The sequence below is a fragment of the Arthrobacter sp. PvP023 genome, from assembly GCF_017832975.1.
Classification (GTDB): Bacteria; Actinomycetota; Actinomycetes; order Actinomycetales; family Micrococcaceae; genus Arthrobacter.
Genome location: NZ_JAFIBI010000001.1, coordinates 3,543,039 through 3,565,726, shown reverse-complemented (window position 1 = coordinate 3,565,726; position 22,688 = coordinate 3,543,039). Strand labels below are relative to the sequence as shown.

Annotated in this window: 10 protein-coding genes; all 10 read left to right on the top strand. The window is 67.1% G+C overall.

What is annotated here, in order from left to right; genetic code table 11:
- Positions 1-141: 141 nt before the first annotated feature.
- Positions 142-6,246 (top strand): Ig-like domain-containing protein, encoded by a 6,105-nt coding sequence (locus JOE31_RS16355; protein ID WP_209746397.1) that lies wholly within the window; start codon positions 142-144, stop codon positions 6,244-6,246.
- Positions 6,247-6,346: 100 nt separating this feature from the next.
- On the top strand, positions 6,347-7,318 hold the full coding sequence (locus JOE31_RS16350; RefSeq protein ID WP_209746396.1) for a MoxR family ATPase: 972 nt from the start codon (positions 6,347-6,349) through the stop codon (positions 7,316-7,318).
- 53 nt (positions 7,319-7,371) lie between these two features.
- Positions 7,372-8,703: a DUF58 domain-containing protein gene (locus JOE31_RS16345; RefSeq protein WP_209746394.1), complete on the top strand. Its 1,332-nt coding sequence runs from the start codon at positions 7,372-7,374 to the stop codon at positions 8,701-8,703.
- Positions 8,700-11,303 carry a transglutaminase domain-containing protein gene (locus tag JOE31_RS16340; RefSeq protein ID WP_209746392.1) on the top strand — a complete coding sequence of 868 codons (2,604 nt, stop codon included), beginning with the start codon at positions 8,700-8,702 and terminating at the stop codon, positions 11,301-11,303. Before JOE31_RS16345 ends, JOE31_RS16340 begins: the two co-directional genes overlap by 4 nt.
- Positions 11,300-12,931, top strand: coding sequence for an RDD family protein (locus tag JOE31_RS16335; protein WP_209746390.1), 1,632 nt, complete (start codon positions 11,300-11,302; stop codon positions 12,929-12,931). The genes JOE31_RS16340 and JOE31_RS16335 overlap by 4 nt, the downstream gene beginning before the upstream one ends.
- The gene (locus JOE31_RS16330; protein ID WP_209746388.1) at positions 12,928-13,923 is read left to right on the top strand and encodes a PP2C family serine/threonine-protein phosphatase; all 996 of its coding nucleotides are present in this window, start codon (positions 12,928-12,930) and stop codon (positions 13,921-13,923) included. Before JOE31_RS16335 ends, JOE31_RS16330 begins: the two co-directional genes overlap by 4 nt.
- A complete protein-coding gene (locus JOE31_RS16325; RefSeq protein ID WP_209746386.1) occupies positions 13,910-15,688 on the top strand; it encodes an FHA domain-containing protein in 1,779 nt (592 codons plus the stop codon). Before JOE31_RS16330 ends, JOE31_RS16325 begins: the two co-directional genes overlap by 14 nt.
- Positions 15,685-17,430, top strand: coding sequence for a serine/threonine-protein kinase (locus tag JOE31_RS16320; RefSeq protein WP_209746384.1), 1,746 nt, complete (start codon positions 15,685-15,687; stop codon positions 17,428-17,430). Before JOE31_RS16325 ends, JOE31_RS16320 begins: the two co-directional genes overlap by 4 nt.
- Positions 17,431-17,476: 46 nt before the next feature.
- Positions 17,477-18,181 (top strand): hypothetical protein, encoded by a 705-nt coding sequence (locus tag JOE31_RS16315; protein WP_209746382.1) that lies wholly within the window; start codon positions 17,477-17,479, stop codon positions 18,179-18,181.
- Complete coding sequence (locus JOE31_RS16310; RefSeq protein ID WP_209746380.1) at positions 18,178-22,659, top strand: FtsK/SpoIIIE domain-containing protein; 4,482 nt, start codon at positions 18,178-18,180, stop codon at positions 22,657-22,659. Before JOE31_RS16315 ends, JOE31_RS16310 begins: the two co-directional genes overlap by 4 nt.
- Positions 22,660-22,688: the final 29 nt, after the last annotated feature.

Here is a 22,688-nt window from a genome sequence, read left to right as displayed (position 1 = left end):
AGGTCAGGCGGTTGGGGAGTGCTCCCCATCGCGGTCCCGCGGCGGGTTGGGTAGGCTATCGCGGGAAACAGAGAGCCCGGTACCGGGTCTTTGGAAACGCTGCCCTGGGGGCGGCTGCGATTTTGAGGGATTTGAGAACTTGTGACTACTCTGTTCGGCAAGCTGGGTCTCAGGGATCGCCGCAGAAAGTTGGTTTCGGGCACCGCTTTTGCGGTGGCGGGTGCTGCTTTGGTGGCTGGTGCGATTATTTATCCGGGGTTCAAGACCACTGAGGTGGAGTTGAACGACGGCGGTGTGTGGGTGGTCAGTAAGACCAAGAATGCTGTTGGGCGGTTGAATTATCCGTCGCGGGTGCTGGATGGTGCGGTGACGCCGGCGAGTACTACGTTCGATATCCTGCAGAACTCCGGGAACGTTTTCGTTGATGATGAGACCGGCTCGACTCTGAATCAGGTCTCGCCGGCGAATATGCAGCTGGGCGGGGATAAGCAGTTGCCGGGGTCGGCTGATGTCAGTTTCGGTTCTGCCGTGATTTCGGTGACGGATGCGGCCAAGGGCAAGGTGTGGGCTCTGTCGCCGTCAACGGTCAACGGCTTCGATGAGGAAGCTACTGAACCGGCCGTGGTCGGTTCGGAGGGCCTGGTGTCCGCTGTCGGGACGGATGACCGGATTTACAGTGCGGATCCGAAGACGGGTGTTGTGACTGTGACGGCTGTTGATGCCAATGGTGAGACGACGTCGTCCGAGTCGGGCACGTGGGACGGTCTGAAGGGTGCGGGTGATCTGCAGCTGGCTGTGGTGGGGGATAAGCCGGTGGTCCTGGATGCGGGGCGGGGGAAGTTGTTCCTGCCGGGCGGTCGTGGGCTGGATCTGGAGAACGCGCGGGATGCGAAGTTGCAGCAGTCCGGTCCGGCGTCGGATGTGGTTGCGGTGGCGACGCAGAAGGCGTTGTTGAAGCAGCCGTTGGATGGTTCGTCGGCGAAGACGGTGTCCTTTGATGGTGAGGGTGTTCCGGCGGCTCCGGTGCAGCTGGGCGGGTGTGTTCATGCGGCGTGGTCGGGGGCGAACAAGTATGTCCGTGATTGTGTGAATGATGCTGATGACAAGAACGTTGAGGTGCCGAAGGCGAGTGCGTCGCCGTCGTATGTGTTCCGGGTGAACCGGGACCTGGTGGTGTTGAACGATGTGAACTCGGGCAATGTGTGGCTGGTGAACCAGAACATGCAGCTGGTCAACAACTGGGACGACGTCGTCCCGCCCAAGAACCAGTCCAACGACCAGGACCAGGAGTCCGCGGACAACAACACGATCAACATCCTGCCGGACCGCACAAAGCCCAACCGCCCGCCGGAAACCAAACCCGACACTGTCGGCGTGCGGCCCGGGCGCACCACCATCCTCAGCGTGCTGGATAACGACTCCGATCCCGACGGCGACGTCCTGACGGCATCCGTGGGCGGTTCCGGGCCGACGTCGGGCACATTGCAAAGCATCTACGGCGGCACGGCCTTCCAGATCACGGTACCGGCCGACGCCAAGCCCGGCTCTGAAACGTTCAGCTACAACGCGGCGGACGGACGCGGGCTCTCCGCCGGCGGGCAGGTTTCCCTGAACATCGTCGGCGCTGACGAGAACAAGCCACCCGTCTTCAAGCGGGGCGACCCCACCACCATGCTGGTGGAGCAGGGCAAAACCGTCAGCCAGAACATCCTGACCGACTGGACCGACCCCGACGGCGACGACCTCGTGCTGCTGGACGCCAAGGCGGACAATGAGCAGGACCAGGTCAAGGTGCGCCGCGACGGGCTGCTTACCTACCAGGATTCCGGGGCTGCACCCGGCAAGAAGACCGTCACGGTGTCCGTGTGGGACGGCCGTGACACCACCACCGGGCAGGTGGTGGTGAACGTGCAGCCGCCGGGCGCCCTGACGCCGGTGGTCAACGCAGACCACGTCACCGCCGTCGTCGGCCAGGACCTCGTGATCGCACCGCTGAAGAACGACGTCGACCCCAACGGCGGAGCCCTCCGGCTCGCCCAGGTGGAAGCGTCCGGCCCGGCCGAACTCGGCCCCGTGACCGACGGCGGCACGTTTACGTTCCGCAGCGAGACCGCCGGTCCCGTCTACCTCACATACATCGCCAGCAATGGTCCGCAGAGCAGCCAGGGACTCATCCGTGTGGATGTGGAATCAGGCAAGGACACCGGCGACCCCGTCGCAGTCCATGACGTTGCCCTGATGCCCACGGGCGGCAGCGTGCTCCTCGACCCGCTGGCCAACGACTCCGATCCCTCCGGCGGGGTGCTGGTGCTCCAGTCGGTCCAGCTTCCGGAGAACACCACGGCCTCGGTCAGCGTGATCGACCACAGCGTGCTGCGTATCACCGACGTGCTGGGCACCAAGGACCCCTTCCTGTTCCAGTACACGATGTCCAACGGCAGGAAATCCGCCACCGGCAGCGTCTCCGTGGTCCCGGTGCCGGCGCCCGCCGTCGTGGAAGCACCCCAGCCGAAACCGGACGAGGTGAACGTCCGCGTCAACGACGTCGTCACCATTCCCGTGCTGGGCAATGACACCCATCCGCAGGGCCAGAAACTGACGGTGGATCCGGTGCTGCCGCAGGCAGTGGCGGAAGCGGACGGCAAGAGCTTCGTTTCCGAAAACACGCTGCGGTTCATCGCCGGACCGCAGCCCAAGACGGTCCGGGCCATCTATAACGCCGTGGACCCGCAGGGCCAGAAGAGCGCCGCGGCCGTCACCATCCACATCCTGCCGCTGGAAGGCGCCGAGAACTCCAGGCCGCAGCCAAAGAACCTGACGGCCCGGGTGGTGGCCGCCGGGTCGGTCCGCATTCCGGTGGACCTGGACGGCATCGATCCCGACGGCGACTCCGTCCAGTTGACCGGCATCGACAGCACCCCCAACATGGGTACTGCCACTGTCGGCAGCAACTTCATCGACTTCACCGCGGCGGGCGACGGCGCGGGCACTGACACCTTCCGTTACAAGGTGGTGGACCGGCAAGGCGCCGTCAATACCGGCACGGTCACCGTGGGCATCGCACCCCGCGGCGATGCGAACCAGAAACCCACTCCCGTTGACGACGACGTCCAGGTCCGTCCGGGCCGCCAGATTGCGGTGGACGCGATCGGGAACGACACCGACCCCGACGGCGACCCCATCGGCGTCGTTTCGGACGGAATCGAGGCGCCCGCAGAACTCCAGGCCACCGTGAGCAAGGCGAGCGGCCGCATCATCCTGCAGGCGCCGGCGAGCGAGGGGACGGTCAACGTCCGCTACACGGTGGTCGATGACCGCGGTGCCTCTGCCCAGGCCACCATCCGGGTGAACGTGCGGAACGACGTGCCGTTGAAGGCACCCATCGCGAGGGACGACCGCGTGACCTCCGCGCAGACACTGGGCAAGACCGCCGTGGACGTTCCCGTGCTGAAGAACGACGAAGACCCGGACGGTGTGGGCGAGAACCTGAAGATCGCCACGGATGCCACCACTGCCCGGCCGGGAACGGACGGCAACATGGTGGTGGAACTGACGGAGCAGCCCCAACTGATCCCCTACACGGTCGAGGACGTGGACGGCCAGAAGTCCACCGCCATCATCTGGGTGCCCGGCATCGGACAGCAGGTACCGACGCTTGCCAAGGACGATGTGCTCGAAGTCATCGCCGGACAGTCCGTGACGGTGGACCTGAAAGAGTGGGTCAAGGTCCGTGACGGACGGTCGCCCCGCATCACCCAGACTGACCGGATCAAGCTGATCGGCGCCGACGGCGGTGACCCTGTGGCCGGAAACGGCACGGCGATCAACTACGCGGCCGGGCAGGACTACGTGGGCCCGGGCTCCATCAGCTTCGAAGTCACCGACGGCAGCGGACCGGATGACCCGGCCGGCCTGAAATCGACCCTTAGTATCCGGACCAAAGTGCTGCCGGACCCGAACCGGAACAACCCGCCCACGCTGCTGGGAAGCTCCGTTGACGTGCCCAAGGGCGAGTCCGCGGAGATCGACCTGGGCCGGCTGACCTCGGACCCCGACCGCGATGACGTGGACAACATGAAGTACGAGCTGGCGGGGGACAGCCCGGCCGGTTTCAATGCCCGCATCGACGGCAAGACGCTTAAGACATCCGTGGACGGGGCCATGGCCACCGGCACCTCGGGCACCGTGCAGGTCAAAGCGAAGGATCCGCGGGGACTGGAAGCAACGGCTACCTTCCAGCTCGCCGTCACGGCCTCCAACCGGCCGAAGCCGGTGGCCAGCGACGACGTCGAGCCCAACGCGGCGGCGGGTAGGCCCGTGACCGTGAATGTTCTCGCCAACGACTCCAACCCGTTCCCCGAGACGCCGCTGAAGATTGTGCAGGCGTCCGTCGAAACCGGGCTCGGCAACGTGGAGGTCGCCGGCAGCAACGTCACCGTCACGCCTGCTTCAGGCTTCACCGGGACCCTGATTGTGGTCTACACGGTGGAGGATAAGACGGGGGAGACCTCCCGGCACGCCACTGCCAGGGTCCGGCTGACGGTCAAAGACAAGCCGCTGCCTCCGGCCACGCCGCAGGCCCAAAGCGTGGGCGACCAGACCGCGCTGCTAAACTGGACGGCACCGGCGGACCGCGGCTCGCCCATCACCAAGTACACGGTGTACGGTGAGGGCGGCTTCCAGCAGGCCTGCCCGGCCAACAGTTGCACGCTCACAGGCCTGACCAACAACACGAAGTACCACTTCCAGGTCACTGCCACGAACGAGTTCGGTGAATCCGAGCGGTCACCGGCGTCAGCCGAGGTCCGCCCGGACGTCAAACCCGACACCCCCGTTGCGCCTGCGCTCAAGTTCGGCGACAAACAGCTCTCCGTAACGTGGACAGCCCCGGCCAGCAAGGGTTCGCCGGTCAAGTCCTACGACCTGGAGATCTCTCCGGCCCCGGCCGGGCAGAACGCCCAGATCCAGAACCTGACCTCGCTCAGCTACGTCTGGAAGGGGCTGCAGAACGGGGTCGCCTACAAGGTCCGGGTCCTGGCACGCAATGATGCCAAGGAGCCGTCCGAGTGGAGTGCCTACTCCGCCGCGGAAACCCCCGCCGGCGTCCCGGTCACCCCGGCCGCGCCGAGCGCGACGGCGGCGCAGTCCGTCGGAACGCAGAGCCAGCTCAGGGTGACCTGGACGGCCCCGAACAACAACGGCGACGCCATCTCTGCCTACACGCTGACCACCTTGAGGGGCGGTGCCGTCGTGACCACCCAGCAGGTGTCCGGGACGTCGCAGAACGTCACGGTGGACAACTCCGAGTCGGGGTACACCTTCACCGTGTCGGCCACCAACAAGGCGGGCACCTCCGGCACGAGTGCGCAGTCCGCGGCCGTCCGGGCGGTGGGCAAGCCGGACATGGTGGGCCAACCGACCGCGACGTTGAAGGACACTGGCGGCGACGGCGGGAAGATCGATGTCAGGTTCCCCGTCCTGACCGATGCCCAGCGGAACGGATCGACTCCCGGTGAGATCACCTACAAGTACCGGCTGACATCGGGCGGCGGCAGCGGCAACATCGCCGCCGGCGGCGGAACGGTCGCGGCAGCCAACGGCACCGATACCGCCGTCGTCGTGTGGGCTGTCTCGTCCCGAAGTTCCACCGCAGGCGATGCAAGCCCGCCATCAAACGTGGTGAACCCCTACGGGCTCGCCTTCGCGCCGACCGTGACGGGCAGCAACAGCAGCGGGGTAGGAGACAGGACCGTTTCCTGGAACTGGAACCAGCCCAGCGGCAACGGCCGTGCCGTGACGGGCTACCAGTACAGCCTGGACGGCGGCGGATGGGTCAACACCGACCAGCGGTCCTTCTCCAAGAGTGTGGGCTTCAGCGAGACCCACACGCTGCGGGTCCGCGCCATCAGCGCCAACCAGCCCGGGCGCATCGGCAGCGATACCTCGCGGAGCGGAGCGGAACCACCGCCCCCGGCCCCGACATCGTGGGACATCCGGGCTACTCCGGTCCGCACCTGCACGGAGCCGAACAGCAGCACCAACAGCTACCGGAATTCCAACCCGGACCAATGCCTTAGCCCGGGCCGCTGGTTCGACACGGGCTACACCGCGCAGGCGGACTACTACGTGGTGTGGAGCGGCCGGGTCTGGTACCACCTCACCTCGGGAGCGGCCGGCGGCAACTTCGCGCGCGGCGACACCACGTCGCTAGGCACCAACCCGCCGGGAGGCATGCCGCGGCGGTAGGGCGCGGTCATGACGGCGCCACCAACAACAATTAGACTAATCGCTGGACTAAGCGGGCAATGGCCCGAAGATTCACCCGAACCCGGAAGAGGATTCACCCATGACCATGACAACTGAGCAGGCCGACTGGTTTGCAGGAACGTTCGAGAAGCTCGTTGCCAATGTAGGACAGGCTGTGCTGGGCAAGTCCCACGTCATCCGCCTGACCTTCATGGCCATGCTCGCCGAAGGGCACGTCCTCTTCGAGGATGCGCCGGGCACCGGAAAGACATCGCTGGCCCGGGCCCTCGCGGCGACGGTGCAAGGTTCCAACAACCGCATCCAGTTCACTCCGGACCTTCTGCCGTCGGATGTCACGGGCGTGACGATCTATGACCAGAAGACGCAGAAGTTCGAGTTCCACAAGGGCCCCATCTTCAACAACATCGTGCTGGCGGACGAAATCAACCGGGCCTCGCCCAAGACGCAGTCCGCACTCCTGGAGGTCATGGAGGAATCGCGGGTCACGGTGGACGGCACCACCTACGAGGCCGGCCGGCCGTTCATGGTGATGGCCACCCAGAACCCGATCGAGCAGGCAGGCACCTACCGCCTGCCCGAAGCCCAGCTGGACCGCTTCCTCATCAAGACGTCCATCGGCTACCCGGATCACGCGTCCACAGTGCAGCTGCTGGGTGGCGCCAACCTCAAGGACCGGTCCAAGGAGCTCTCCGCGGTCATCACCACCCACGCCATCGCCGACATGGCCGACCTCGCCGCCACCACCCACGTGGACACCGCTGTGCTGGAGTACATCTCCCGGCTGTGCGAGGAGACCCGCAACGCCCCGGAGACCCGGCTCGGCGTCTCGGTCCGAGGTGCCCTCGCCATGGTCAGGGCGGCAAAGGTCTGGGCCGCAAGCCAGGGCCGCAACTTCGTCCTGCCGGATGATGTCAAGGACCTCGCCAGCGTGGTCTGGACCCACCGCTTTGTGATGGACCCGGAAGCGGAATTCTCCGGCGCTACCGCGGAGGCCGTGCTGGCCCGTGTTCTGACGGACGTCGCTGCCCCGCAGCAGCGCGCCGCCGTCTAAATGGTGCCCCTGCAACATTCCGGCACATTCACCGCGCGAACAAAGGCACAGATATGTCCAGCAGCACTCCGTTGACCCGGCTTGCTGAACGCCTGAAAAGGCCGTTTTCAGGTGACGGGAAAGCTGCCCGTCTGCACCCCGCCGCCATGTGGTCAGAGGCCGTCAGTACGGCCGGCCTCGCACTGGCGCCCGCCTGGTCCAAGGTCCGGGAACTCTGGCTGAAGTACGTGTGGCCGGTTCTTTCGGTCGTGAGCGTCCTGGGTTGGTCCGTCCTGGCCGCGTCCATCCTGCTGTGGAGCGTCGGTCAGTCCTACGGCTGGCAGGAGGCGAAGTCGGCTGCCGTGGCGGCCTTCGTCCTCTTCGTCCTTGCCGTCGGGTTCATCCTGGGACGCTCCTCCTACGGGGTGGTATTGGACCTCGCCAGGACAAGGGTGGCCGTGGGGGACAGCGCCGTCGGGAGCATCGCGGTTTCCAATACCTCGGCACGCCCCCTTCTGCCTGCTGCGCTGGAGCTCCCCGTGGGAGCCGCCACCGCAGTGTTCCACCTGCCGCGGATGAAACCGCAGCAGGTGCACGAGGACCTGTTCACCATCCCCACGGCCCGCCGGGCCGTCATTGTGGTGGGCCCGGTGCGCTCCGTCCGGGCCGACCCCCTGCACCTGCTGCGGCGGCAGGTGCTCTGGACTGAGCCGGAAGACCTCTACGTGCACCCGCGGACCGTTGCCTTGGCCGGTTCCGCCGCAGGCTTCATCCGCGACCTGGAGGGCATGCCCACCACCGACCTATCCAGCGCCGACGTTTCGTTCCACGCCCTTCGCGACTACGTACCGGGCGACGACCGCCGCCACATCCACTGGAAGACCACCGCACGGACCAACAAGCTCATGGTGCGCCAGTTTGAAGAGACCCGCCGCGCCCACCTCGCCATTTCGCTGTCCGTCAACACTGACGAGTACGACTCCGAACAGGAATTTGAGATGGCCATTTCGGCCGCCGCGTCCATCGGGCGCCAGGCCATCCGGGAACAGCGCGAACTCGATGTCCTCACCCAGAAGGGTCCCCTCCGGTGTGAAACCGGCCGGAACATGCTCGACGACATGACCCGGATCGTGGGCACGCCGATGCGCAAGACCGCCGTCGACCTTGCCCGGACGCTGGCGGACACGGTCCCCAACGCTTCGGTGGTTTTCTTCGTGGTGGGCAGCCGCGTCACACCTGCCCAGCTTCGTTCGGCAGCCGCGTCGGTGCCGCCGGGAGTGCGTAGCCTCGCCGTCCGCCTCCAGACCGGGGCCGCGCCGGCACGTGCCAACATCGCGGACCTGACAGTCCTGACGCTGGGGGACCTGTCCGACCTCGCCATCATCCTCAGAAAGGCGGCTGCATGAGCTACGCGCCCGCATTCCGCCCGCGCAGGCAGCCCGCGCAATCACAACCGTCCGCTTTCAGCGACGGCCAGCCGGCCTGGCATTTCGCGCTCGACGCCGGCGCCCTGGTTGTCCTGCTGGGGCTGGGGGTCCTCGGCTTCAGCCTGAGCTTCGGCGGCGACCCCTACTATCTGATCGCCGGATTCGGCGGCATCCTGCTGGGCCTTGGCATTGCCGCGGCTAACGCCCACTTCAGGCTCGGCACGCTCATCACCGCCGCCGCCGTGCTCGGTTCCTACCTGGTTCTTGGAACACTGCTCGCCGTGCCGGACGCGGCCATCGCCGGCTTTGTCCCGACGCTCGAGTCACTGCGGACCCTTCTGCTTGGCGTCGTCTTCGCCTGGAAGGACATGCTCACCGTGGGTGTTCCGGTAGGCACCGCTGGCGGGATGCTCATTGTCCCGTTCCTCAGTGCCCTCCTCACCTCGCTGGCCGCGGGACTCACGGCCTGGCGGCTGAAGAGCCCGTACTGGCCGCTCCTGCCCGTCCTGGTTCTCTTCGTGACCGGCATCGCGTTCAGCACCAACGCCGGCTTCCTCAACGTGGAGCGGGGCATCTCCCTCACGGTGGTGGCCGTGGTGTGGGCAACCTTCCGCCGCGACGCGCACCGGCGCAGCGACACCCGCAAGGTGTCCGTTAACCGCCCTGAGGCCGATGCCGCAACCGCCCGACGCGCCAAAGTGCGCAGGCTCGGTTCCGCCGCCGGCGTCATTGCCGCCTGCGTTGCCATCACGGCTGTGGCTTCGCCCCTGGTCACCGCTGGCGATGACCGTACGGTGCTTCGAAACGTGATCGTTCCGCCGTTCGACCCCAAGGACTACATCACCCCGCTGGCGAGCTTCCGCAACTTCGTCAAGGACAAGAAGGACGACAACCTGTTCGTGGTGAAGGGCCTCCCGCGGGACGGACGCGTCCGGCTCGCCGCCCTGGACGCCTTCAACGGCACCAACTACAACATGGACCCGGACAGCTCCGGCAACTTCAGCAAGGTGGGGGATGCCAAGTCCCTGAACACCCTGGCTGGCTCCGACGGTATTGTGCCCAGCAACGATTACACCCTGGACATCACCATCGAGGACTACCAGGGGTACTTCCTGCCGGGCGGCCGCCGCACCACCGGGATCAGCTTCACCGGCGAATCGTCCGGAGCCGCGTCCGGGCTCTATTTCAACTCCGGAACGGACACTGCGGTTACCACCAGGGGCCTCGCGAAAGGCGATGCGTACAGTGTCCAGGTGTCCGATCCCGCCAAGCTCGAACATGGCCAGCTGACGCAGTACGACTTTGCCAAGGTGGCACTCCCGGATGCAGCTGAAGTGCCGCCCGTGGTCGGCTCGCAGGCCAACGATTTGTCAGCAGACGCCCCGACGGCAATCGACCGCGTCCGGCAGATCGAGGCCCATTTCCAGAAGAAGGGCGCGTTCAGCAACGGCCTGATCGACGAAGGCCAGCTGCCCAGCGTCTCAGGGCACGGCTCGGCACGCATCCGCAGCCTGCTGACCGCCAAGCAGATGCTGGGCGACGACGAACAGTACGCGGTGGCCATGTCCCTGATGCTCCGGCACCTGGGAATCCCGTCACGCGTGGTGATGGGCTTCTACCCGGACCCCAAAGGCCCGGAAAATGGTGCCGGCGAAGTCAAAATCACCGGCAAGGACGTCCACGCCTGGGTTGAGGTCGCTTTCGACCGCGTCGGCTGGGTGTCTTTCGACCCCACGCCGCCCAAGGACAACGTCCCGATTCCGCCGGACCCGGAGAACAAGTCCAAGCCCAAGCCGCAGGTCCTGCAGCCGCCGCCTCCGCCGCAGGAGCCTGCAGACCTGCCGCCGGACTCGTCCCCGGACGCACTGGACGCTGACCAGAAGAAGAACAATCCCTGGCTGTTCTGGGGACCTATCCTCGCGGCGATTGGAATTGCCCTGATCCCCATCGGCATCCTGGCGCTGCCGCTGTTGCTCATCGCGCTGCTTAAGAGCCGGCGCCGCAAGGCCCGGTTCTCCGACGGGCACCCCGCCCAGCGTGTCGGCGGCGGCTGGAACGAAGTGGTCAGCCTCGCAACGGACATGGGAGCCGCCATCGATACCCGGTCCACACGCCGGGAGTCCGCCGTCGTCCTGGGTGAGGCTTTTCCGGGAACGGCGGGCACCACCACCCTGCTGGCCCGCCGCGCTGATGCCTCCATTTTCGGTGCCGGCCAGCCGAGCGAAGCGGAGGTCCGGGAGTACTGGACCATTGTGGACGGCTCGCTGAAGGAGATGACAGCAACGGTCGGTTTTTGGAGACGGCAGGCTGCCCGCTTCTCGCCGCGCTCCCTCCTGTCCGACGGCCGGACCGCACTCAGCCTCCGAGGCCGCAGGCTTGGCCGGAGGGCAAAGGCTGATCCCGCAGGTAGGGTGGTTGACGGTCCGTCTCCGGCGCCCGGCCAGGCTGCCGGCCAGCCGGATGTCCCGGCTCCCGGACCGGGGCCGGCACCATCGGGGCCGGCACCGGCACCATCCGGACCGGAGAATGAACACACCGTGCTGAGGCGCGATCTGAGAGAGAACCGCAACGAACAATGACGCATGACGCCGAGCGCTGCCAGCGCTGCCAGCAGTTGATCCGTCCCGGAGCGACGTTCTGCCCTGCCTGTGGTGCCCCGCTGAGCAACCGGGCCGCCCGCAATGACCGCAACATCGACCACTCGCAGCGGGAGCTGATGGAGCGGGCCGCCGCGCACGGCAGCCCGATCCCCGGTAGTATCCCCGTAGTGCAGGCCCGGACGGAAGCGGCCGGGCCCGGTGCCATAGGCGTCGGAGCCGGCGCCTATGGACAAACAGCCCAGGCACATGGCGGGCACGTACAAGGGGGAGGTACCGGAATGGGTGGCAAGCTGGACGTGGTTCCTGCGGCGGCCGGACGACGCCTGGGCGCCGCGGTGCTCGACTGGGTGGGACCGGCCGTGCTTCTCGTCGTGATGTTCACCGTGGGATTCGCCAGCATCACCCGCACCCAGAGCGGCGGCTTCATCATCTACGACACGGGGATGCTGGTCCTGCTGGGCGGCATCGCCGTCGGCATCACCGTGGTTTATATCCTGGTGCTGCTCGGAATTGAGGGCCGCTCCGGCACGACGATCGGCAACCGGCTGATGGGAATCCGCAGCACGGACCAGGACGGCTACGCCCCGGGTGCCGGCGCCCTGTTCCTGCGCGGCCTCATCACCGGGGCAGGGATCCTCCTGACGGTTGTGGCAGCTGTGATCGTGGTGATTTTCAAGTGGTTCGAGGCGGCCCTGTGGATCCTCGCACCCCTGGCCCTGCTGGGTGTCGCGTGGGCCTTCATCGTGGTGGTGTCCAACTCCTGGGACAAGAACGGCAAGCTCAGGGGCTGGCACGATACCGCAGCCAAGACCCTCATGTTTGATGTCAACGCCGGCCGGAACCCCCTGACCACCGGGGGAATCCAGGGCCCCTATAGTTTCGCGCCGCTGGACCTGCCCCCCGTGCAGCAGGTCTCCTCGCCTGTTGCGGGTGCGGCCGCAAGGCCGCCCCAGGCCGTGCCCGTGCACGCTCCGGAGCCGCAGCAGGGGTTCAACCAGCCTGTCGCCATCCCGCAGCCGCCCCTGAACCCGAACCAGTGGCAGCCGCCTGCCGTGCCCCAGCCGCTGGCAGGCCCCGCCGCATCTGCCCCCGCCCCGTCTGCGGCGCCCGCCCCGGTCCGGGCGCAGCCGGCGCCGGAGCCCGTTCCGACCAGGACCCTGCCGGACCCGGCCGTTCAGAACCCGTCAGTTCAGATGCCCTCGCAGGGGTGGGCCCTCCACCCCGACGACGACCACGACCGGACGCAGATGCGCGGGCAGACCGTGCCGGCGCCGGTGGCCGTGCTGCGGATCAGGCTGGACGACGGCCGCGACTTCGAGCTGGATCAGTCGGTACTCATCGGCCGGAATCCGGGCGGCCTTCCGGGCGAACACGTTGCGCAGCTGCTGGCTGTGGCCGATCCCGGCCGTTCCATCTCCAAGACCCACCTGCACCTTCGTGCGGACAACGGGGGAGTCTGGGTCACCGACCGCAACTCAACCAACGGCAGCGCCGTCACCACTCCGGACGGCATCCGAACTGTTTTGCAGGCCGGGGAACCCGCCTACGTACGCCCAGGGTCCACCGTGCACTTCGGTGACCGCACCTTCCACCTAGGACAGGCATGAATCCCCAGCCGGCAGCCGCCACCTCCGCAACGGGCAGGGAGCCCGGACTCCAACTGAGCTGCGGCTACGGTACCGACCGTGGCCTCCGCCGGGAACTCAATGAGGACTCCTTCATTGCGTCCGATCCCGTGTTCGCCGTCGCGGACGGCATGGGAGGCCACGAAGCGGGCGAAATCGCCAGCGGAATCTGCGTCCGGACACTCGCCGGAATGCCTCAGCTGGCCACGGGGGAGAGGACAGCCACGGCCGCTGTCGTCCAGCAGTACCTAGTCAGCGCCGACGAACGGATCCGCACCGCCACCGGGTCCCGGGCCGGCACCACCCTCTCCGGAGTAGTGGTTGTCGAGCAGATGGGTGCGCCGTACTGGCTGGTCATGAACATCGGCGACTCCAGGACCTACCGGCTGAGCCAGGGCGAGTTCGCGCAGGTCACGGTTGACCATTCCGAAGTCCAGGAGCTTGTGGACGCCGGTGAGATCACCAGGGAACAGGCCGCGGTGCACCCCCGCCGGCACGTGGTGACCCGCGCCCTGGGCACCGGTGACGAGACGGAAGCGGACTACTGGCTGCTGCCCGTCGAGGAAGGCGACCGCATAATGATCTGCTCCGACGGGCTGAACGCCGAGCTCACGGACGATCACATGTTCCGCATCCTGAGCACCGTCGGCCACCCCCAGGACGCCGTCGACGCGCTGATCCAGGCCGCGCTGCGCAGCGGCGGGCGGGACAACGTCACCGTGATCGTTGTGGACGCCAAGAACGTAATGAACGACGCCGGAACGGACACCGCGCCCCGGCCCGCCGCGGGCGTCGAAGATGAGGACACCCTGCCCCGCGCCCAGGCGCTGGACAGTACCGAAGTCCAGGACATCACTGAAGTGGATACCGAAGAGCTTCCCGAGGCTCCCGGTGACGTCCTGCCCGCGGACGCGCCGGACCCCGCGAGTGACTCCGTGACCAACACGGAGGGCCGCCACGATGGTCTCAAGTAGCTACACCCCGGGAACCTGGCTTGGCGTGGTCCGGGCGGGGACCGCTGTGTTGCTACCGCCCGCCACGCCACCCGCGCTCGTGGACTCGCTCTGGGAGCTTTTGGGCGGCGAGCCTGAGGTCCACGAAGTACTTCACGCGGTGACCAGCGCCTCCTCCGGCTCGCTGGCGCAGATTCCCTGGTTCGGCATTGTGGACTTCCGGGAATCCCTTCGGGTCTTCCTCCGCGGCGACATCGAGCTGACGGCACACCTCGCCGCAGGCGAAGTGGAATTGAACGGCAGCGACGTCACCACGTGGACCGAGCGGCGCCTCAGCGAACCGGAATGGTACACAGTGTCCGTTGCGGGTAACGGGGCCGGTGCAGCTGAACTCCCGCTCGGGGAGGGGGTTGTCCTGCTGCAGAGCCTCACGGCGGGCCGTGTTCCCGGCGACCGGCCGTCCAGGCCGGCATCTCCCGTCATTGAGGTGCCCGTGACGGAGCTGCCCGCGCCACGGGAGCAGGACTCCGTCCGGCTCCCGGTCATGCTGCCCGTCGAGGTCCCCGCATCCGAACCGGTCCCCGACGTGCCCGTTGAAGCCGTGCCCGTCGAAGCCGTCGCTGCCGAAAGCGGTGCATCGGCTGAACACGGTGCATCCGCCGAAACCGTGATGGGCGTACCCGACGAAGACTTCGAAAATGCCGATGACGAAGCCACTGTGCTGCCGGATGACACAGGTTCGGATGACTCAGGATCGGACGAGGCAGGTGCCGACGAGGCAGGTTCGGACGTGCCCGGCGCCGCCGCTCCTGCTGAATCGCAGGATCCGGTTCCCGCAAACGAGCTGACGGGCAGTTACGACCACCTGTGGGAAAAGACCGTGGTGCGGCGCATTGAGGACGCCGCGGTGCGGGACGAGCCCGAGGACGAGCCTTCCGTGGCCGACGCTGCGGCTGTGGCCGCGGAGGCGGACAGCCCGGAAGGTACCGTCGACGGCGTCGGCGATCAGCAGCCGGCGGCAGCGCAGGAGCAGCAGCAGCCTGCCCCCGTCCAGCCGCTCATCCCTGCGGGCCAGGGCGGCCTGATCGACTCCGTTCCCTGGCACACCGGTGGCGACAAGCCCGCCCGGCCCTCCGGGCCGCCGTCGTTCGTTCCGGCTTCCTCGGGTGTCGGATCCCATGACATCCCGGACCGGGGCAGCCCGGCCGCATTGCCGCCGGCACTCGAAGGCGACCACGACGGCCAAACGATCATGAAGAGCGACCTCGCCGGGCTCGGGACCGCACCTCAGGTGCAAGCCCCGGCCGGCGGAAACGAACCGGCCACCGGGCCCATGGTCCTGGCCCGCGTCTGCCCGCAGGGCCATGCCAACCCGCCTACGCATTCACAGTGCGCCGGCTGCGGCATGGCGCTTGCGTCCGACGCCGTGCAGGTCCGGAGGCCGAGGCTGGGGCGCGTCCGGGTATCGACCGGTGAACTGATCGACCTGGACCAGTCCTTGGTGATCGGCCGCCAGCCGTCGGTCTCCAGGGTGCAGGGCGGAGGCATGCCGCGGCTCGTCCAGGTGGCCAGTCCCAGCGGTGACATCTCCCGGTCCCATGTTGAGGTCCGCCTCGAAGGCTGGCACGTGATGCTGTGCGACCTCAAGGCCACGAACGGAACCGTCCTGGTTCGGGAGGGGCAACCGCCCCGGCGCCTCGCCCAGAACGAAATGGCCATCCTTCTTGACGGTGATATTGCAGAACTCGGCGATGACGTGTCGCTGCGGTTCGAGGAGATTCTATGAGCACCAAGCGGCCCGTAGCCCCGCCGCCCGCCATTCCAGGATTCACGTATGTCAGCCTGCTGGGTTCGGGCGGCTTCTCCGACGTCTACCTGTATGAACAGGACAGGCCGCGCCGCAAGGTGGCCGTCAAGGTGCTTCTCTCCGACCTGAAGACAGAGGGTGCCCGGCGCCGCTTCGAATCCGAAGCGAACCTGATGGCGCAGCTGTCCTCGCACCCTTACATCGTCACCATCTTCGAGGCCGAGGTCACCGAAGACGGCCACTCCTACCTGGCCATGGAGTACTGCTCCCGGCCCAGCCTGGACGTCCGATACCGCCGCCAGCGGTTCAGCGTGGACGAGGTCCTTGCTGTCGGGATCCAGGTGGCCTCCGCCGTCGAGACCGCCCACCGCGCCGGCATTGCCCACCGCGACATCAAACCGGCCAACATCCTGGTGACCGATTACAACCGTCCGGCGCTGACGGACTTCGGCATCTCCGGCACCCTCGGCAGCGATACCGATGAGGACGCCGGGATGTCCATTCCCTGGTCGCCGCCCGAACAGTTCCGGGACGGTCCGGTGGACGGCGTGATGGTGGACGTCTGGGCGCTCGGGGCCACGCTGTACACACTTCTGGCCGGACGGTCGCCGTTCGTCCTGCCGGGTGCCGACAATTCGCAGCGTGAACTGATTTCCCGGATCACCAACTCACCGGTGCCCCGGCTGGGGCGTGCGGACGTTCCCGAATCGCTGGAACTCGCGCTGGCCACGGCGATGGCCAAGTCGGCAGCCTCGCGCTACTCTTCGGCCCATGCCTTCGCGCTGGCCCTGCAGCGGATCCAGGCCGAACTGAATCTCTCAGTCACGCCCTTCGAGGTCCTTGAGGAGGCACACGGCGAGGAACAGCATCCGGACGACGGCTTCGAAGAAACCCGGGTCCGCAGCATCGCCTCGGTGGACCCCGACCAGACAGGGAACGCTCCGACGTTCCCGGCCAGGACACGACCCGCTGCCTTTACTCCCGTCGTGCCGGCCGCACCGCCGGCAGGGCCGGCTCCCGGGCCTGTCCCCGGACCGGGCGCCCGTCCGGACCAACACGATGACTGGTCGCAGGGCACCATGCTGCGGGGGAGCGTCGCGTCGGGGCTGCGGCCCGGCGGTCGCCGCGATGCGGCCGACGACGCGACCGTCCACCGTGGTGCTCCCGGCCGCCCTGCAGGGTGGCAGGGCGCCCCTGCGGGCCGGAACGACCGGGGCGAGGAGCACGTGGCCGCCACGGTCAACAGGCCGCAGGCGCTGCAGGAGGCCACGGCCGAGGACCCGGCCGACCACAGCAAACGGAACCTCTGGCTGGCCGTGGCGGGCGGCGCCGTGCTCGTCGTCGCCGTCGTGGTGGGGTTGGTGCTGGGTGCATCCCGGCCGGAACCGGTGGTTGAGCCCACCGGACAGGTTTCCAAGCCGCCGGCGGATGCGATCGGGGACGGCACGGTTCCGGACGTCACGAACATCAAGGCCGTCACGGAAGCAGGCAAAGTCCGGTTCACGTGGACCAACCCGCAGCCCAAACCGGGCGACACGTACAAGTGGCAACTGACTAATTACGGTCAGGAGGAGGGGCCCTTCCAATCCAGCAAAGAGGCCCAGGCCGAAGTGGCTTATGGCAAAGCGGATTTCTTCTGCATCAAGGTCATGATTGTCCGCAGTGACGGGTCCGCATCTCCGATGACCAGCCGGGACGCATACTCATGCATGCCGTCGTGACCGGCAGTCCTGAAGTTAAGCATTGACCTTTGAGGAGGCACGGAAAATGGGGGATCTAGCAGTAGATTTCTGTGGCGAATGGTATGAGCCGTCGGACGAGGACGTCTTCAACATCGGACGCGAAGGCGACCTGGAAGTGGACGACAACCCGTACCTGCACCGGCGGTTCCTCCAGATCGCCCGGTACGACGGCATCTGGTGGCTCAGCAACGTGGGGAGCATGCTCTCAGCAACGGTGGCGGACGGCACTGGCGGGATGCAGGCCTGGCTTTCACCCGGGGCCAGGATTCCGATCGTCTTCAGCCACACCAACGTGATCTTCACCGCCGGCCCCACCACCTACGAGTTCGCCGTGCACCTGAAGACCCCCTCCTTCCGCCAGGAGGCCCCCGACGACGAAAGCGGCGGGGACACCACCATCGGGCCGGTGGTTTTCACTGACTCGCAGAAGGCGCTCATCGTTGCCCTCGCCGAGCCCATGCTCCGCCGCGACGGCACCGGGTTCAGCGCCATCCCGTCATCGGCGGATGCCGCCAGAACGCTCGGCTGGGCGCTGACCCGGTTCAACAGGAAGCTGGACAATGTGTGCGACAAACTTGACCGCGTCGGCGTTGCGGGGCTGCGCGGCGGCGGCGGAAAACTGGCCACCAACCGCCGTGCCAGGCTTGTTGAGCACGCCGTGACGTCGCACCTGGTGACCGCCGCGGACCTGCACCTGATCGACAAGATGAGGGGGGCCGACGAAGGATGAAAATCCGACTGACGCTGCGCCGGGAACCCGCCGACGCCAAAGACCTCGCCGTAACCGTTGACGGCCTCGCAACGGTGGCGGACATCGCCACCCAGCTGTGGGCTGCCGATCTTGAACGGCGGGGCACCCAGCCGCCGGAGAACCTGTCGCTCTGCATCGACGAGGCATTCGTCGCCGGCGGAATGCGCGGCAACATCCTCAACCGCACGGACAATTTGTTGGAATCCGGGCTCAGGCCCGGGTCCATCGTTTCGCTGACGCAGGTCAGCGAGCAGTTCGGGGCTCCGGGTGCGAACCGCGGACCCGCAGCCGCGACCCTCCGCGTCCTGTCCGGGCCCGACGTCGGGCAGGAATTTTCGCTGCCCTCCGGCACCAGCTACATCGGTCGGGACCGGGACGTCGACATCCGGCTGTCGGACCCCATGACCTCCAAACGGCATGCCCGCATCACCGTGGGGGAAACCGTTGAAATCGTGGACACGAATTCCGCCAACGGGCTGATCATGGACGGGTTGCCGGTCACCCGGGCAACACTGAACTCCTCGGACACCGTGACCCTGGGCGACACCACCGTTTCGGTCGTCGGGCTGGGCCACCACGGGGGTGCACCGACGTCGCCGCTGGTGGACTTCAACCGCTCGCCGCGCGTGGTGCCGCGTTTCGCCCCGCCCAAGCGCGTACTCCCGGCCGGCCCCAAACGCCAGGAGCACCACCCCTTCCCTTACATCATGCTGATGGCGCCGCTGATGATGGGCGCCATTTTGTTTGCCGTCACGGGCAACGTGCTCTCGGTCCTGTTCATGATGATGATGCCGCTCTTCATCATCGGCCACTACGTGGACCAAAAGATGCAAGGCAAGCGGGAACGCAAAGAGCAGCTCAAGCAGTTCCGCGAGGCGATGGCGGCGTTCCGCAAGGACATCACCGAGCTGCAGCACATCGAGCGGTCGGTGCGCCTCCAGGAGGCTCCGTCCGTCAGCGACACCGTGGATTCCATCTACAAGCTGGGACCGTTGCTTTGGACCCACCGGCCCGAGCACAGCGGATTCCTCGGCCTGCGCTTCGGGCTGGGCACGGCGCCGTCGCGCATTTCGTTCGACGAGCCGTCCAGCAATGAGACCGAAGCTGAATATATGCAGGAAATCCAGGCCTGCCTCAAACAGTTCCAGGACATCGAGGGTGTGCCGATCGTGTCCCAGCTCCGCTCCGCCGGCGCATTCGGGCTCGCCGGCGCCCGCGGCCTCGTAGACGACGTGGCCCGCGGCATGGTCCTGCAGACCGTGGGCCTGCATTCCCCGGCCGAAGTGGTGGTTACGGCAATCACATCGGCCAAATCGAGGGAACGCTGGAACTGGCTCCAGTGGCTGCCGCACGTCGGCTCGGGACACAGCCCGCTCAGCGGCGACCACCTGGCTGCGGGACCTGCCGGCGGATCTTCCCTCCTGGCCCGGCTGGAGGACCTCATCGACCAGCGCGAGGCGGGCGCGCAGTCTCCCCGTCCCGTGCCGCGGGCAGGCCTCGACGGAGAGAAGGGCGACATCCCCGGTCCCGTGCTGCCCTCCGTGCTGTTGATCGTGGAAGACGACGCACCGGTGGACCGCGGCCGCCTGACACGGCTCGTGGAACGCGGGCCGGATTCGGGCGTCCACGTCATGTGGGTAGCCACCAGCGTCCAGTCACTTCCGGCCGCGTGCCGCGACTTCATGGTGGTGGACGGCGACCACGGGACCACCACCGGCCAGGTCCGGCTGGGCCGCCACACCTACCCGGTCAGCTGCGAAAGCCTCGACGCCGACCTGGCCACCCAGCTTGCCAGGATGCTGTCACCGGTCATTGATGTGGGCAAACCCGTGGATGACGACTCCGACCTTCCCCGTGCGGTGTCCTACGTGAGCCTCATCGGCAAGGACTTCATGGACAACCCCCAGGCGGTCGCGGACCGGTGGAAGGAAAACAACTCGGTCCACGCGACCGCCGTCGCAAACCGCAAGGACAACGGCACGCTCCGGGCCCTGGTGGGATCCAAGGGCATCGAACCGCTGTACCTGGACCTGAAGAACGAAGGCCCGCACGCCCTGGTGGGTGGCACCACCGGCGCCGGCAAGTCGGAATTCCTGCAGTCCTGGGTCATGGGCATGGCTGCGGCCTACAGCCCGGACCGGGTGAGCTTCCTGTTCGTCGACTACAAGGGCGGTGCCGCCTTCGCCGACTGCCTGCACCTGCCCCACACCGTGGGACTGGTGACCGACCTCTCGCAGCACCTGGTGCGCCGCGCCCTGACGTCGCTGCGGGCTGAACTGCATTACCGGGAGCATCTGCTCAACCGGAAGAAGGCCAAGGACCTCCTGGGCCTGCAGCGCGAGGCGGATCCCGAGGCTCCGCCGTACCTCATCATCATCGTGGACGAGTTCGCTGCCCTTGCCACGGAGGTCCCGGAGTTCGTGGACGGCGTCGTCGACGTGGCAGCCCGCGGCCGGTCCCTGGGCCTGCACCTGATCCTTGCCACCCAGCGGCCCGCCGGCGTCATCAAGGAAAGCCTGCGTGCCAACACCAACCTCCGTGTTGCCCTCCGGATGGCGGACGAGGACGATGCCACGGACATTCTCGGTGTGCCCACCGCGGCGTACTTCGACCCCTCCATCCCCGGCCGCGGCGCGGCGAAAACCGGCCCCGGCCGGATCCAGGGCTTCCAGACCGGCTACGCAGGCGGCTGGACCACGGACAAACCGCAGGCGCCCCAGATCGACATCGTGGAAATGGCCTTCGGCTCGGGACCCGGCTGGGCCGCGCCGGCGCCTGAGAAGCCGGTGCGGGAGGAGCCCGCAGGGCCGAACGACATTGCCCGGATGACAGCCAACATCATCAAAGCCGCGGAAGTGCTGTCCATCGCGCCGCCCCGCAAACCGTGGCTCAACGAGCTGGCGAAGACTTACGATTTCTCCAAGCTTCCCAACCCCAGGACCGATGAACGCCTTCTCCTGGGCGTGGCCGACGACCCGGCACACCAGGACCAGCCCACCGTCTTCTATGAACCCGACAGGGACGGCAACATGGCCATCTACGGGACGGGCGGCTCAGGTAAGTCGGCCGCCCTGCGCGGCATCGCCATCGCCGCGGCAGTGACTCCTCGCGGTGGCCCCGTGCATGTCTACGGCATCGACTGCGGTTCGTCGGGACTGAAGATGCTCGACGGACTCCCGCACGTCGGGGAGATCATCAACGGCGACGACGTCGAACGTGTCGGCAGGCTGCTGCGGTGGCTGCGCGATGTTGCCGACGACCGCGCTGCCCGCTACGCCGAAGTCCGGGCCGCCACCATCGTGGAATACCGGAAACTGGCCAATGACCCGGATGAGAAGCGGATCTTCATCCTGGTGGACGGCATGTCCAACTTCCGGGAGGCCTACGAATACAGCCGGCTGTCAGCGCTCTGGGACATCTTCCTTCAGCTGGCAACGGACGGCCGGCCGCTGGGCATCCACCTGGTGGTCACCGGGGACCGGCCCAACTCAGTACCTGCTTCGCTGCTGGCTTCGATTCAGCGCCGCCTGGTCCTGCGGCTCTCATCCGAGGACGACTACATTTCGCTGGACGTGCCCAAGGACGTCCTGAGCCAGGCCTCGCCCCCGGGCCGCGGACTGTTGGGAGGGCACGAGGTCCAGCTTGCCGTCCTCGGAGGCGACTCGAACCTGGCGCTGCAGGCCCGCGAGGTGCACAAGCTCAGCGAGGCCATGCTGCGCCAGGGCGTGGAAAAGGCACCGCAGATCGAACGCCTGCCCGAGCAGGTGGACCTGGACATCCTTCCCGCGGGAAGCCGGGACCTGCCGGTTATCGGCGTCGACGACGAGACGCTCCAGCCGGCCGAGATCATGGCCAAGGGACCGCTGCTCGTCGCGGGCCCGCCGGGTGCCGGCCGAACGGTTGCGCTGGTCACCATGGCCTACGCGCTGCGCCGGTCCAACCCCGGCACCGAACTGATCTACATCGGCTCGCGCCGGTCCGCCGTCGCATCGCTGAAGGTCTGGAACCGTGCCCTCGTGGGAGCCGAAGACGTCGAAGCGGCAATTGACGGGCTGGTGGACTACTCCTCGGAGAACCCCGGCCGGCTGGCCATCTTCATCGAGGGCCTGACCGAGTTCACGGACACGGGCGCCGAGTCCGGCATCGAGCAGCTGGTCACCACCTCCATCAAGGCTGACCAGTGGGTGGTGGGGGAGTCTGAGACGTCCACCTGGTCCTCCGCCTGGTCACTGTCGCAGCCGTTCAAGTCCGGACGGCGCGGACTGCTGATCAACCCCGGCGACATCGAAGGCGACAGCTTGCTGAGCACCTCGCTCGGCAAGATCAGTTCCGATTTCATTCCGGGCCGCGGCTACATCGTGGGACGGGGCAAGGTCCGCAAACTGCAAATTGCCCTGCCGCCGGAAAACCGCAGCCAGGCCGATCCGGACCTCAACCGGGTGGGAGCCGCACGGTGACTGTGCCGATGGGCAGTGCTGCATGGGGA